At 69.6% G+C, this 14,128-nt stretch carries 13 protein-coding genes; 6 read left to right on the forward strand and 7 right to left on the reverse strand.

Translation table 11 applies throughout. From position 1 onward, the window contains the following. The first annotated feature begins 86 nt into the window (after positions 1-86). From AB0H43_RS30625 to AB0H43_RS30650, 6 genes are all read left to right on the forward strand, one after another. Complete coding sequence (locus AB0H43_RS30625; protein ID WP_360005007.1) at positions 87-1,454, forward strand: L-serine ammonia-lyase; 1,368 nt, start codon at positions 87-89, stop codon at positions 1,452-1,454. Between the two features lie 80 nt (positions 1,455-1,534). Beyond that, entirely contained in the window at positions 1,535-2,344 is an 810-nt protein-coding gene (locus AB0H43_RS30630; RefSeq protein ID WP_360005009.1) for an ABC transporter permease, read from the forward strand. Between the two features lie 4 nt (positions 2,345-2,348). Beyond that, the gene (locus tag AB0H43_RS30635) at positions 2,349-3,119 is read left to right on the forward strand and encodes an ABC transporter ATP-binding protein (RefSeq protein WP_360005010.1); all 771 of its coding nucleotides are present in this window, start codon (positions 2,349-2,351) and stop codon (positions 3,117-3,119) included. 49 nt (positions 3,120-3,168) lie between these two features. Further along, positions 3,169-4,170, forward strand: a complete 1,002-nt coding sequence (locus AB0H43_RS30640; RefSeq protein ID WP_360005012.1) for a glycosyltransferase — start codon at positions 3,169-3,171, stop codon at positions 4,168-4,170. A gap of 115 nt (positions 4,171-4,285) precedes the next feature. Beyond that, complete coding sequence (locus AB0H43_RS30645) at positions 4,286-5,593, forward strand: ABC transporter ATP-binding protein (protein WP_360005319.1); 1,308 nt, start codon at positions 4,286-4,288, stop codon at positions 5,591-5,593. Between the two features lie 206 nt (positions 5,594-5,799). Continuing rightward, on the forward strand, positions 5,800-6,501 hold the full coding sequence (locus AB0H43_RS30650; protein WP_360005014.1) for an MBL fold metallo-hydrolase: 702 nt from the start codon (positions 5,800-5,802) through the stop codon (positions 6,499-6,501). Between the two features lie 59 nt (positions 6,502-6,560). On the opposite strand, the gene AB0H43_RS30655 is transcribed toward AB0H43_RS30650, so the two are convergent. The 7 genes from AB0H43_RS30655 to AB0H43_RS30685 form a co-directional block, all read right to left on the reverse strand. Beyond that, positions 6,561-7,964 (reverse strand): glycoside hydrolase family 16 protein, encoded by a 1,404-nt coding sequence (locus AB0H43_RS30655; RefSeq protein WP_360005016.1) that lies wholly within the window; start codon positions 7,962-7,964, stop codon positions 6,561-6,563. A 51-nt stretch (positions 7,965-8,015) separates the two neighbouring features. Continuing rightward, a complete protein-coding gene (locus AB0H43_RS30660) occupies positions 8,016-8,456 on the reverse strand; it encodes a GNAT family N-acetyltransferase (protein WP_360005018.1) in 441 nt (146 codons plus the stop codon). A 7-nt stretch (positions 8,457-8,463) separates the two neighbouring features. Continuing rightward, a complete protein-coding gene (locus AB0H43_RS30665; RefSeq protein WP_360005020.1) occupies positions 8,464-9,696 on the reverse strand; it encodes an adenylosuccinate synthetase in 1,233 nt (410 codons plus the stop codon). Next, positions 9,693-10,592: a hypothetical protein gene (locus AB0H43_RS30670; protein WP_360005021.1), complete on the reverse strand. Its 900-nt coding sequence runs from the start codon at positions 10,590-10,592 to the stop codon at positions 9,693-9,695. Before AB0H43_RS30670 ends, AB0H43_RS30665 begins: the two co-directional genes overlap by 4 nt. A 23-nt stretch (positions 10,593-10,615) precedes the next feature. Next, positions 10,616-11,368, reverse strand: coding sequence for an NUDIX domain-containing protein (locus AB0H43_RS30675; RefSeq protein ID WP_360005023.1), 753 nt, complete (start codon positions 11,366-11,368; stop codon positions 10,616-10,618). 281 nt (positions 11,369-11,649) lie between these two features. Beyond that, entirely contained in the window at positions 11,650-13,254 is a 1,605-nt protein-coding gene (locus tag AB0H43_RS30680) for a hypothetical protein (RefSeq protein ID WP_360005025.1), read from the reverse strand. A 3-nt stretch (positions 13,255-13,257) separates the two neighbouring features. Next, on the reverse strand, positions 13,258-14,124 hold the full coding sequence (locus AB0H43_RS30685) for a hypothetical protein (RefSeq protein ID WP_360005026.1): 867 nt from the start codon (positions 14,122-14,124) through the stop codon (positions 13,258-13,260). Between the last annotated feature and the right edge of the window lie 4 nt (positions 14,125-14,128).

A 14,128-nucleotide genomic window follows, 5' to 3' on the forward strand; every position in this document is an offset into this window, starting at 1 on the left:
GGCGGCCGCCCCCGGCCTGGCACAGTAGGCTGGGGGCCGCCGGGAACGAGCACGACGAGGTGCGGTCTCGGCCCCGGAGGAGTGTTGTGATCAGCGTTTTCGACCTGTTCAAGGTCGGTATCGGGCCATCGAGCTCGCATACGGTGGGACCGATGCGGGCCGCCCGGACTTTCGTCGCCGGGCTCAAGGCCGACGGCGTGCTTGCCGAGGTGGCCTCGATCCAGGCGGAGCTGTTCGGCTCGCTGGGTGCGACCGGCCATGGTCACGGCAGCGACAAGGCGGTGCTCCTCGGGCTGGCCGGGGAGGACCCGGAGACGGTCGACACCCAGACCGCCGACGAACGCGCCGGCGTCATGCGAGCGGCCGGGCGGGCGGCGCTGCTCGGCGTCCACGACGCCACGGTCGAGCTGACCCTGCATCGGCGGCGGGCGCTGCCCTACCACCCCAACGGCATGACCTTCGCCGCCCGGGACGCCGCCGGAGCGGTCCTCCGCTCCCGCACCTACTACTCGGTGGGCGGTGGCTTCGTGGTCGACGAGGCCGCGGCCGGGGCCGACCGGATCAAGCCCGACGACACCCCGGTGCGCTATCCCTTCAGCACCGGCGCCGAACTGCTGGCGCACACCCGGGAGACCGGGCTGCGGATCAGCGACGTCATGCTGGCCAACGAGCTGTCCTGGCGTTCTGAGGCCGACGTCCGGGCCGGGCTCCTGCACATCTGGCAGGTGATGGCCGATTGCGTCGAGGCGGGGTGCACCCGGGAGGGCACCTTGCCCGGCGGGCTCAAGGTCCGCCGTCGCGCCGCCGAGTTGCGCCGTCAGCTCCAGTCCGAGGTGGGCCGGCTCGGCATGACCGATCCGCTGCGAGTGATGGATTGGGTGACCTTGTTCGCCCTGGCTGTGAACGAGGAGAACGCCGGGGGCGGCCGGGTGGTGACCGCGCCGACGAACGGAGCCGCGGGCATCGTCCCGGCGGTGCTGCACTACTACGCCCGGTTCGTGCCCACCGCCGACGACGACGGCATCATCCGCTTCCTGCTCACCGCGGGCGCGGTCGGCGTGTTGTTCAAGGAGAACGCCTCGATCTCCGGCGCCGAGGTCGGCTGCCAGGGTGAGGTCGGGTCGGCGTGCTCGATGGCGGCGGCCGGGCTGGCCGAGGTGATGGGCGGGTCGCCCGCACAGGTGGAAAACGCCGCCGAAATCGCCATGGAACACAACCTCGGCCTGACCTGCGATCCTGTGGGTGGTCTGGTGCAGATCCCCTGCATCGAGCGAAACGCGGTGGCCAGTGTGAAGGCGATCACAGCGGTTCGTCTGGCCCTCCGAGGCGACGGGGACCATTTCGTCAGCCTCGACAAGGTGATCAAGACAATGCGGGAGACCGGAGCCGATATGAAGGTGAAGTACAAGGAGACCGCCCGCGGCGGGCTTGCGGTCAACGTCATCGAGTGCTGACCGTGGGTCTTTCCGAGCGGGAGAGCGCTGTTACCCTTGCGCCCACAGTCTTTGAGGATGACGACGCCGGGAGGTCCTGGGTGAGTACGAGCGTGGCCGGGGTCTGGGGCCATCGCAGCACGCTGCGTGTGCTCGTGCAGCGGGATCTGGCGGTCAAGTACCAGCAGTCGGTGCTGGGCTACCTGTGGTCGCTGATCGAGCCGCTGTCGATGGGCCTGATCTACTGGTTCGTCTTCGGCGTGCTCTACTCGCAGCGCAGCACCTTCGAGGGCGCGTCCTATCCGCTGTTCATCCTTTCCGGCATCTTCGCCTGGCAGTGGTTCAGCAGCGCGTTGTCCGAGTCGACGACGGCGCTCACCGCGCAGGCTCGCCTGATCACGACGATCAAGGTGCCGCGCGAGATCTTCCCGCTCGGCCGGGTCACCGGCCGGTTCGCCGAGTACCTGGCGGGCCTTCCGGTGCTCATCGGGGCGGCGATCATCTTCCACGGCCACGTCACGTGGCGTACGGCGGTCGCCATTCCGCTGGCGGTGCTGCTGCAGTTCGTCCTGCTGACCGGCGTCGCGCTGCTGCTCAGCGGCCTCAACGTGATGCTGCCGGACGTCGAGCGGTTCATCCGGCTCGCCCAGCGCATCCTGCTCTACGCCGCTCCGGTCATCTATCCGCTTGAGCGCGTGACCAACACCGACAAGATCCCCGAGTGGGTGAAGATCGTCTACCAGGCCAACCCGCTGGTCGGGATCATGCAGCTCCAGCACTCGGCGTGGTTCCCGCAGGAGTGGCCCTCGACCGGGCTGCTGCTGTCCTGCGCGGCCGGCTGCACCCTCGTCCTCCTCCTCGGCTGGTGGACCTTCCACAAGCTCGAGCCCTCGGTTCTCAAGGAGCTGTGACCCCGTGAGCGAGCCCATCATCAGCGCCCGCAACCTCGGCGTGCGGTTCGTCAAAGGTCGCCGTCGCAACCTGCAGGTCCGTGAACTGATCTTCCACGGCCGTAAGCGCGACATCCACAAGGGCCCGGAAGGCGAGTTCTGGCCGCTGCGCAAGCTCTCCTTCGACATCAAGCCGGGCGAGGCGGTCGGCGTCATCGGCAAGAACGGCACCGGCAAGAGCACACTGCTCAAGCTGATCGCCGGCGTGCTGATCCCGGACGAGGGCAACATCCGAGTACGCGGACGGGTGGCGCCGCTGCTCGAGTTGTCGGCGGGCTTCTCCAACGACCTGACCGGTCGGGAGAACCTGAATCTCGTGGGTTCCCTGCACGGGCTGACCAAGCAGGAGATCGCCGCGAAGTTCGACGAGATCGTGGACTTCGCCGGGGAGCAGGTCGCCAAGTCGATCGACTCGCCGGTCCGGCACTACTCCTCGGGTATGAAGGTCCGCCTGGGCTTCTCGATCATCTCTCAGTTGCAGCACCCGATCCTGCTGGTGGACGAGGTCATGGCGGTCGGCGACGCCGAGTTCCGGGCCAAGTGCTACGCCACCATGCAGCGGCTGCTCGCCGAGGGCCGGACGATGGTCCTGGTCTCGCACAACGAGGCCGACCTCACCGGCTTCTGCACTCGGGGGCTCTTCCTCGACCGGGGCGAGCTGCGCGTCGACGGCACCGTGGAGCAGGCGCTGGAGGCGTACAAGGGTGGTCCGGTGCCGGCTCCGGCCGCCGCCTGATCTGTCGGGATTCGCCCGAAACTTCGGATGCGGCATGCGATGATGCAGCGTGCCGTTGCTGAGCGTCGTGGTGCCGGTCTACCGGGTCGAGGCGTACTTGAGGAAGTGCCTCGACTCGATCCTGCGATCGGCTCCGGAGAAGTTCGAGCTGATCGTCGTGGACGACTGCTCGCCCGACGGCTCCGGTGACATCGCCGACTCCTACGCCGCCCGCGACGGCCGCGTCCGCGTACGACATCTGACCGAGAACGTGGGTCTGGGCCGGGCCCGGAACGCGGGCCTGGACGAGGCGACCGGCGAGTTCGTCTGGTTCGTGGACAGCGACGACTGGCTGGCCGACGGCGCGATCGCCGCGGTGACCGGGCGCCTGGCGGCGGATCCCCGGCTCGACATGCTGATCGTCGACTTCGCCCGGTACGCCGAGAACACCGGCACGAGCCGGCGCAGTGCGATGGCACGGGCGCTGGCCCGCTCGCCGGGACCGGAGGTGTTCGCGGCGGTCGACCGGCCTTCGGTCGTCGGGCTCCTGCACGTTGCCTGGAACCGGGTCGTACGCCGTCAGTTCCTCCTCGACGAGGGTCTGCGTTTCCATCCCGGCTTGTACGAGGACGTGTCCTGGACGTATCCGGCGCTGCTCGCCGCACGGCGGATCGCCTTCCTCGATCAGGTCTGCGTCTACTACCGGCTCCGCGAGGGCGCGATCACCTCGACCGGCGGGGCGCGCCACCTCGGCATGATCCATCACTGGGAGCGGGTCTTCGCGGCGGTGCCACCTGATCACCCGTTGCGGCCGGTCCTCTTCGAACAGTCGATGCGGCAGGGCATAGCTGTCCTCGGCAACGAGGCCCGCATCCCGGAGCCCGGGCTGCGCCGGGAGTTCTTCTTCCGGTTGGCCGCCTTCCAGCACCGGTACGCCCCACCGGGGTGGACGCCGCCGGGCAGCCGAATCCATCAGATCAAATACATTCTGCTGGCCAAGCGGCTCTATCCCGTTTACTCCGCGCTGCGGTGGGGGTACAAGACCGCCCGGCGACAGGACCCCTCTCTCTAGCTGCTGCGTAACGGCTCGAATACGCGCTGAACATCAAACGTTTACCCGATGTACTGACCGAGAGGTTTTCGTCACAGTTACGAGACTTGCGGCCGGAACAGTGTGGGAGGTGACGGTGACTACCGTCGCGCTCAAGGACGTGACCAAGGTCTTCCCGGATGGGACGGTCGCGGTCGACAATGTGAACCTGGACGTAGCCGACGGGGAGTTCATGGTCCTCCTCGGCCCGTCCGGTTGTGGTAAGTCCACGGTGCTGCGCATGGTCGCCGGACTGGAGGATCCGACGAGCGGTGCGATCATGCTCGACGGCGTCCTGGCGAACCAGCTCGCGCCGCGCGACCGGCGGATCGCCATGGTCTTCCAGGACTTCGCGCTCTATCCGCACATGACGGTCGGGGACAACATCGGCTTCCCGCTGCGACTGTCCGGTGTGGAACCCCAGCCGAGGCAGGAGCGGGTCGCCGACGTCGCCGCCGCGCTCGGCATCGGCGACGTGCTCGCCCGCAAGCCCAGCCAGCTCTCCGGCGGTCAGCGGCAGCGGGTCGCGATGGGCCGCGCCATCGTGCGCCGGCCGGGCCTGTTCCTCATGGACGAGCCGTTGTCCAACCTCGACAGTGGACTGCGGGCCGAGCTGCGGGCCGAGATCTCCGGCCTGGTCCACGAGCTGGGCGTCAGCACCATCTACGTCACGCACGACCAGGCCGAGGCGCTCACCATGGCCGACCGGGTCGCGATCATGCGCAAGGGCGTCCTGCAGGACGTCGGCACCCCGACCCAGGTCTACGGCAAGCCGGCGACCCTCTACGTCGCCGCGTTCCTCGGCAGCCCCCGGATGAACCTGCTGGAGGCGTCGGTCTACGTGCACCTGGACCGCTACGTCCAGCTGAACCTCGGCGAGCAGTCGCTGTACCTGCGGTGGGACGACATTCGCGCCCGGGCCGTGTCGCACTATCACGGCGAGCGCATCGTCGTCGGCGTACGGGCCGAGGCGCTGATGCCGGTCGCCCCGGACACCACGGGCGACGTGCTTCAGGGCCGCATCCGCTACCTCGAGCACCACGGTCACGAGTCGCTGGCCTTCGTGGACATCGGCGCGACCGCCGTCGTCATCGACGAACTGGGCGGGGCGCCGGCCGAGGGCACCGACGAGAACGGCAACCGGGGCCTGCGCCGCTTCGGCCACGTCCTCAGCCGGCTCAGCGGCCGCTCGACGCCCCGCGATCCGGCCGCGACGACGGCGGTCGCCGAGCGGACCAGCGTCCTGAGCGACGGCCGCCATCACCGCCGCCCGGCCGAACTGGCCGTCCGGCTCGCGCCCTACCCCCAGGTGACCAACGGCCACCCGCTCGCGGTGTCGGTGCGCATGGAGGCGTTGCACTTCTTCGACGAGCGCGGCGACCGGATCGACATCGGTCGTCGCTGACCGCTTCGGACTTTCACGAGGCCGCGTTATCCGGGGATAACGCGGCCTCACGTCGTTGCGAAGGGACGTCATCCCGGATAACGCGCAAGCGCCCGAGCCCGAGCCCGCGCAAGCGCCCGAGCCCGCGCAAGCGCCCGAGCCCGAGCCCGCGCAAGCGTCCGAGCCCGAGCCCGCGCAAGCGGCGGGCGCGCAGTACCGTGCGAGTCATGCGCTTGACCGTCGTCGGCTGCTCAGGTTCCATCCCCGGCCCGGATTCACCCTGTTCCAGCTACCTCCTGGAACAGGACGGCTTCCGGCTGTTGATCGAGGCCGGCACCGGCTCGGCCGGTCCGCTGCTCCGGTACACCGACCCCGGCGCGCTCGACGCCGTCTTCATCTCGCATCGGCACGGCGACCACGCCGACGACCTGTTCACCATCGGCTACCACAAAGGACGGTTCCATCCCGGGACGCCGCCGATCCCGGTCTACGGACCGGACAACCTGCGCATCTGGCAGCACGACGCCGACGCGGAGCTGAGACGCGTACCGGAGGCGCTCGCGACGACGGCCATCGGTCCGTTCTCGGTGCGGATCGCGCCGGTCCGGCACATCGAGGACACCTGGGCCCTCCGAGTCGACGACCGGCTCTGCTACACCGCCGACACCGAGCCCTGTGCCGAGCTGGACGAGCTGGCCGCCGGATGTGAGGTGGTGCTGGCTGAGGCCGCCGGGTTCGACGCCGATCCGCAGAAGCGCCACCTCAGCGCCGGGGACGCAGGTCGCCTGGTCACGTCGGCCGGCGCGCGGCTGCTGGTCATCACGCACCTTCGGCCGTGGCACGATCCGGCCGCGCTGCTCACGGAGGCCGCGGCGTTCGCGCGGTGCCCGGTGGTCGCGGCGGCCCCCGGTCTCCGTCTCGCCCTCTGAACACCAGGGATACGCACAACGGTGGCTTCCCTGCTGGGAAGCCACCGTCGCGCGGCCGGTCAGTGACCGAACGAGATCCAGTTGACGTTGACGAAGTCGGCCGGCTGGCCGCTGCTGAAGGTCAGGTAGACGTTGTGCGTACCGGTGACGGCGCTGATGTTGGCCGGCACCGTGGTCCAGCTCTGCCAGCCGCCGGTGTTGGCGAGCGCGAACGACCCGATCGGAGCGTTGGACAGGCTGTCGAGGCGTACTTGGACGAGGCCGCTCACGCCGCCGGCCGCGCCGCTGGCCACCCGGCCGTAGAACTGCGTCGCCGGCGTACTGCCGAAGTTCACGTTCTGGTACAGCGCCCAGTCGCCGTTGCCGACGTAGGACAGGTTCTGCCCGCCGCCGCTGTCGGTGCACGCCTCCAGCTGCGTACCGCTTTGCGAGGTGTAGGACTCGGCCTGGATCGTCGAGTACGCGTCCCGCGACCCGCCGCCGTTCGTGGCCGTCGGCGTGGGAGAACTCGTCGAGCCGCCGCCCGCCTTGCTGTAGACGGCGACGTAGTCCACCTTCATCGGGATGCCCGAGACGGTGGCCGACGTGGGTCCGCCGCCGAACGCGGCTGGGAAGCCGCCGCCCATCGCGACGTTCAGGATGATGTAGAAGCCGTGGTTCGTGGCGTTCGTCCAGGTGGTGGCGTCCACCTGGGTGGCGCTGACGGTGTGGAACTGCACGCCGTCGAGGTACCAGCGGATCTGCTGCGGGCTGGTGCTGCGGTCCCACTCCACGCGGTAGGTGTGGAAGTCGGCCTGGCAGGTGGTGGGGGAGCACGCTCGCTGACCGCCGATGCCGCTGGTCTCGTTGCACGGGCCGCCCGGTGTCGTACCACAGTGGAGGGTGGCCCACTCGTTGTTGATCCCGTTGACGTTCTCCATGATGTCGATCTCGCCGACGCTGGGCCAGTTCCAATAGTTCCCGCGATACGGCGCACCCAGCATCCAGAACGCCGGCCAGTAGCCGAGGGCTGAGTTGCCGGTGACGTTGGGCAGCTGAATGCGGGCCTCGACCCGCAGTACGCCGTTCGACGGCGGCTGGAAGTCGGAGCGGACGGTTTCGACCCGGCCGGAGGTCCAGTTCCCGGCCCCGTCGCGCACGGGGGTGATCAGCAGGTTCCCCGAGCCGTCCAGCCGGACGTTCGTGGTGCTGGAGGTCATGGTCTCGACTTCGCCGGTACCGAAGTTGGCCGGCCCGCCGGGATAGCTCGTTCCGGTGGTGTACTGCCAGTTCGCGGTGTTGACGCCGGAACCGGCGCTGCCGGTGAAGTCGTCGGCGAAGACCTGGGTCCAGCCGCTGGGAGTGGCGGGGAGGGCGGCGTTGGCGCCGAGCGTGCCGGCGAACGCAGCGGCGGCGGTGAGGCCGAGGGCGACGGCCGCGACCAGCAGCCGCCGGGGCGAGGAGTTCCGTGAGAGCGCTCTCATGGACGTATAGATAACCCCGGCGTTACACAAACGTCAATACTTCGATACTGCCTACAAGGCGCGGGAGAAGACCATCATGTCCTTGCCCGGCCCGTCGTAGCCCACGACCGGACCGCGTACGGCGAAGCCCATGCGCTGGTGGAAGGCGATCGAGCCGGCGTTCACCGGCGCCGTGATGGCACCCACCCGCGTACGCCCGTCGGCCCGTGCCAGGTCGAAGAAGCGCTCGTAGAGGACGCGGCCGACCCCGGTGCCCCGAGCCGTCGGGGCGACCCCGACGAAATGGATGTAGGCGTCCTCGGCCGACGACGGCGACAGGATGCCGACGAGAAACCCGGCCAGCGTGCCGTCGGCCGTCGCCACCAGGCTCGTCCGGTGGAAGTGGTCGAAGAACAGGCGGGGCAGCGAGGCGGCGATCGGGCGGCCCCACCACTCGTCGACGACGGCGATGATCGGGTCGTAGTCCTCGGGCCGGGCGGCGCGGATCTCCATCCCGCGATCATCCTCGCGGGCGTTTGTCCGCCGCTGTCGGCCCCCACGATTCGAGGAGCACCGGAGCGTCCAGCGCGGCCGAGACGGCATCGGCCGACGGATGGCCGTCGAGCACCGGAGTGGCCTCGAACAAGTGGTTCGTCAGCTTCTCCTGGTACGCCAGATCCCCGAACTCACCGGGCACGATGCGGTCGCCGGTCGAATAGGACGGGCACATCCGCAGGTCGGGCGTACGCGCGGCGACGTCGAGATGCGTGACGGCGAGGCCGTCCACACCGCCGCAAACCTCGACGGCGTAGCGGTGGGCGACGGCGTCGAAGTGGCCGACCCGGAAACCGCCCTGCCAGCGCCCGTCGGTGTTGTACGCGTCGGGCAGCGCCGCGGTCAGGCCGGCGTCCTCGGTCACCATCGGCCCCGGCCCGTGCCGAGTCGTGTAGGCGCGGACCACACCGAGCCGCCGGGCTTCCTGCCCAGCCTCGGCCAGCAGCGTCTCCGCGTTGTCGAACGTCGTCGTCGACCAGGTGGTGTAGGGATGCCAGCCGCGCCACTCGTCCAGCAGGACACCCTGCGCGCCTTCGAAGACGCAGGGTCCGGCGGCCAGCAACTCCGCGCCATAGGAGCCGTCCACAATCGACACCGTGCGGCCGAAATCCTCGAACGCGGCCGCGACGTCGTCGACGGGCACGTCGTACCCCAAGTCGCCCAGCTCGGTGCTGAGCTTCTCGCGTACCAGCTGAAAAGCGCGACGGAGCCGCACCGGATCGCGGACGTCGCCCACCCGCGGCGCGTCGGGATGCGCGAGGCTGAAGGCCATCACCTCACCCACCCCGACCCCACACGAACCGTGACGCTCCCCGCCGCGCCGGGTCTCGCGCAGGCGATTGGCCGCGCGGTGCCACGGCGTCGCGAGCAACGCCCGCTCGTCGATGGTCAATCTCTCCCACGTCGGTACGCCCAACGCCGCGAGATGCCGTTCCTCCATCGCGAGAAGCAGCGGGTCGACGACCATGAAGCGGGACAGATGCGTCCGCACCCCCGGCTGGAACGAGCCGGAGCCGAACTGGGAGAAGGTGTGGTGGCGCCCGTCGGACGCCACCACGTTGTGGGCGGCCTGCGCGCCCCCGTTGAACCTGATGACTGCGAAGATCGGTCCACTCGCGCAGAGCCAGTCCACGACGGTGCCCTTGCCGGCGTCGCCGTAGCCGAGATCGACGACCACCGTGTGCCGGGCGTCGCTCACAGACGCACCACACGGGACAGTGCACGGCCGACGACGAACCCGGCACCCGAGCCGACCTCGGCCAGGTCACCGAGCCCTTGGTCCAGGCTGATGGCCCGCTCGCCCAGGCCGACGGTGAGCGCGATCGTCTCGCAGACCGCGTCGAGGTCGTCCAGCTCGATGACGTTCTGCCCGAGCAGGCGGCGCCAGAAGCCCAGGATCTGCCGGTCGCCGGCGTAGTTCGTGCCGGCCGGGAGGATGTAGTAGACGTCGTAGCGCTGGGTCAGCTCGGCGACGATGGCCTCGGTGCGGATCGGCTCGGGCAGCCGATCACCGATCACCCGGCTGACCTCAGCCGGATCCACCTGCGGGTACGCCATCTCGTCGCCGATGATGAACAGGTAACCACGCCGGCCCCGCCGCTGGAAGCAGTCGATGTCGGTGTGGCGCGCCATGAAGTACATGGCCAGTTCGTAAGACTCGGTGCGCTGGCCGCCACCGCCGCCTTCGAGCACGATCCGGCCGAGGTCGTCGTCCATCCGGTTGTCCGACTCGAACTGCCCGATCTGGAGCGGTACGCGATCGCAGGTGGCGTCGCCGATCGCCCCGAACATGATCTGTGGATCCGTGGCGTAGCCCTTGCGAACCAGCAGGTCGAACAGGTCCGGCAGCTTCGTCTGAAGTTTGCGGGGCACGTGCCCCATCGATCCGGTGACGTCGAAGAGCACCGCGATCGCCGTCGACCGGGGGTGCTCGGCGCTGTCCCGGCTCTCCCGCAGGCGAGCCTGCCGCGGATCCAACCGCGGATGCACCGTTCGCGCGCCGCTGTCGCTGTACGCGAAGGCGCTGCTGCCGGTGGCCGCCCGATACCGTTCCCCGGCCTGATAGACGTCGGTGGACCAGCGTCCGCTTCCCATTTCTCTCCCCTTTCCCCGTCGGGTTACCGCACACCGTCCTCGCTGGTGGGGCGCAACAGTGCGGGATGCAGCAGGCGGGCGTCGCCCGCCCGGTAGAGGCGGGCGCGCGGACCTCCGCGCTCACCGCCGCGCTCGGTTGTGGCACCAGTGCTCTCCACGAACCCGGGCACCGAAAGGACCTTGCGGTGGAAGTTGCCGGCGTGCAGGTCCTCGCCCCAGACCGCGGAATACACCGATCGCAGCTCGGCGATGGTGAACTCGGGGCCGACGAAAGCCGTCGCCAGCGGCGTGTACTCCAGTTTCGACCGGGCGCGTTCGAGCCCGGCCGCCACAATGTCGCCGTGGTCGAATGCGAGCGAACCCACCTCGTCCACCGGGAACCACCCGGCCGCGGTGGCGTCGCCGCCCGAGCGGGGATCCGGCAGGCTCGGCGCGAACGCCAAGTAGGCCACCGAAACCACGCGCATCCGAGGGTCCCGGCCCGGATCGCCGAACGTGCCCAGCTGCTCCAGATGGACCCGCTGCAGAGCGGGCTGCTCCGGGGTCAGGCCGGTCTCCTCGGCGAGTTCCCGTCGTGCCGCCTCCTCGAGCGTCTCCTCGCGGACGAAGCCACCCGGGAGCGCCCTCTTGCCGGCGAACGGGTGCTCGCCGCGCTCGATGAGCAGCACGTGCAGCCGGCCGTCGCGGATCGTCAGCGCCACGACGTCGACCGTCACCGCCGTCGCCGGAAAGGCTCGCGGGTCGTACGCGTCCAGGAACTCGCTCTCTGTTGCCACGCTCGTCCTTCTCCCATTGAGATTAACTCACCCTGAGAAGGACTGTACGCCCGACTCTTCCGTGCGGCAAGCCTTAACTCGGCGCTGGCTTCTGTCCGCTTTCCGCGCTGTCCGCTTCCGCGCTGTCCGCTTCCGCGCTGTCCGCTTCCGCGCTGGCGGCTTTTGGCGCTGGATCAGGGATCTCGGTCGAATCATGAGCCAAGATTCGACCGAGATCCCTGATCCAGTGGCTGGCTTCGGCGCTGGAGTAGCGCGTTCGGCGGTGCGGTGAGCGGGTGCGGTCAGCGTCGGAAGCGGCGGACGGCCTTCCGCAGCGCGGACAGCGGCCCGGTGACGACCCGGCCGATCATGAACGTGACCGACCGGCGCAGTTCGACCAGCTGCCGGTCGCGCTTGGCGACCAGGTCGGTCAAGAACTTGGTCTGCGCCTGCGCCTCGTCGAGTGCCGCGGTGAGCCGGGCGACGGTGGCCAGCGCCTCCCGCTGCCCCAGCGGAGCAGCGCTCTGGCCGACGGGTTCGCCCGTCGCCGTGGCGATCTCCGCATCCAGCTCGGCGGCAGTGCGTACGGCTTCGGGGGTGATCGTGAGGCCGGCCGTCGCCGCTAAGGTGATCGTCAGCCGTTCCGTGGTGGTGCCGACCGGCCACGGGTTCTCGTATGCCCCGGACCGCAGTCGCTGGGCGAACCGCAGGAACCCCCGCGTCGCCACAATGTCCGCTGCCGGTTCGGCGGAACTCGCCCAGCTCGGGTCGAACAGCTCCAGCCCGTCCTCGGTGACGACGACGTTGTCCAGGGTCGCCCCGATCCGCTGATCGATGCTGCTCAGCCAATCCACGTATCGGCTGAGCAGGGTGCGTACCGTCGCGAGATCGTGCTGTGCGCAGGCGTCGAGGAGGACGTCTTCGGCGAGCGGTCCAGCGCTCAGCTTCCCCGCGAGCAGCTCCGGCGATCGCGTGATCTTGCCCGACGACTTGGGGGCCAGGTCGCCCAGCGGCTCGCGGTGCCAGCCGCCGGCGTCGGACCGGAGCGCCTGCACGACGGCGAGTTCCGGCGCGACCGGGCGGTCGGCGTACGCCGTCGCGGCGGAGAGTGTCCCGGTGGGCGTACCAGTGTGGCCGACGAACAGCCATGCCGGGGCGAGTTCGCAGCCGACCCCGGCCCGGATCGCGTCCCGGACGAGGCGGCGCGGATCGGTGACCGCCGGGTGCTCCGGCGACCACGTCCAGGCGGAGGCGATGACGCCGGTGAGGGTCTCGGTCAGCGCCGCGCGCTCGACGACGGCGGTCGGCGCCGCGAGCCCGGGGAACAGTCCGAACGTGCGAACGTCGGCCAGGTCAAGGGTCGCCAGCGCGTCGCCGAGGCCGGTGACCGTGCGCATGGCCGTCCCGGCCGGCCAGTCCTCGTCCGTGGCGCGTACGCCGGAACCCGGGTCGGCGATCCGGTCGACGCCGAACGGATTGGCGACCACGACGGCCAAGGTTCCCCCCGGCCGGAGCTTCCGCCGAAGCGTGGCAACCGCCTCCGGCCAGCTCAAGACGCTTTCGGGCGTGTTCAATCGGGCCAACCCGCCGAGGGCGAGGACAGTGTCGTATCCAGTCCCGGCGAACAGGTTCAAGCTGCCGTTGTGCACGGTCACCGGGAGCTCGGCGTACGCCGCCGCCGCGGTCTCCGCGTCGGTGAGGCCGCGTAGCAGAAGGTCCACCCGCGTGCCTGTCGCGAGTAGCGACCGGATGAGGTCGTCGTCGCGGTAGCCGACGATCAGGACGCGCCCGCCCGGCGTGAGCAGATCCCGGATCGCCCAGCTGAGCACGGCGGAGGAACCTGGACGATCAGCGGGCGGTTCCGCCCAGTCCAGCATCTCCTCACCGGCGAGGTTGACCGCGTCCACGTCTCAGTGCCTCCGGTCGGTTCGCTGATGCGGCACCTCAGACCCGGTGCCGGGATGGGGGAGGGTCCAGCCGCAGGCGTCGGCGAGTTCGGCCGGGCTGAGGATCTGACTCAACCCGAGTTCCTCGTCGGCCACGGCCGCCGCGGCCTCCCGATCCACGAAGGTCGCGTGCAACTGCGGCCACGTACGCCGGATGCGGGCGTTCCCACCGTAGATCGGATGCTCGTTCTCGATGAGCATCTCGTCGCCGTAGACGCCGACCTCACAGCCCACACTGGCGCCGTAGAGCACCGCGGTGGCAAGCCGGTTCGACACCACCCGCCGGTGCCGGCGCAACTCCTGAAGCTGATTGCGCAGCATCGCGTTGCTGCCGCGGTCGAACCCGCCCATGCGGTATCCGTGGCAGATCACGCGGAACCCGGCGTTCTCGTACGCACGCCGGATCTCCGGCTGCTCATACTCCAGCCAATAGAGGGCGGCCGTCACCGGGCCCTCCTCGGTCTCGCGTACCTCGCGGGCGAGCTTTTCGTGATCGCCCGTCACGGACTGCGACGGAATCCCGTGGAACGGATAGAAGATCGTGCCGCTGCGCTCGACCGGTTCGCCCGGCTCCACCTGAAGCAAGTACGCCCACGGCGACCCGATCACGCGATAGTTCCGGTCGCCATAACGCCACCCACGCCGCATCGGCCGGGCCGACCAGACCAGCTTCGTGGCCCCCGGCATCAGCGGCGTTCGGACGCCGAAACCGTTGTGCACATTCCAGCCGTGCTGCAGGTATCCATCGATGCGCGGGGCACGGCCCGAGCCCAGTCCCGCGTACTCCGCGAGGAACTGAGAATGGCCGTACCAGTGGTTCTGCGGATGCATCGAC

The sequence above is a fragment of the Hamadaea sp. NPDC050747 genome (assembly GCF_040654195.1).
Classification (GTDB): domain Bacteria; phylum Actinomycetota; class Actinomycetes; order Mycobacteriales; family Micromonosporaceae; genus Hamadaea.

What these genes read in the sequence shown, in the direction of transcription:
- AB0H43_RS30660 (WP_360005018.1), bottom strand. Translation starts at nt 8,456, where the DNA reads ATGGAGATCCGCGCCGCCCGGCCCGAGGACTACGACCCGATCATCGCC.
- AB0H43_RS30670 (WP_360005021.1), bottom strand. Translation starts at nt 10,592, where the DNA reads ATGGGAAGCGGACGCTGGTCCACCGACGTCTATCAGGCCGGGGAACGG.
- AB0H43_RS30655 (WP_360005016.1), bottom strand. Translation starts at nt 7,964, where the DNA reads ATGAGAGCGCTCTCACGGAACTCCTCGCCCCGGCGGCTGCTGGTCGCG.
- AB0H43_RS30685 (WP_360005026.1), bottom strand. Translation starts at nt 14,124, where the DNA reads ATGCATCCGCAGAACCACTGGTACGGCCATTCTCAGTTCCTCGCGGAG.
- AB0H43_RS30650 (WP_360005014.1), top strand. Translation starts at nt 5,800, where the DNA reads ATGCGCTTGACCGTCGTCGGCTGCTCAGGTTCCATCCCCGGCCCGGAT.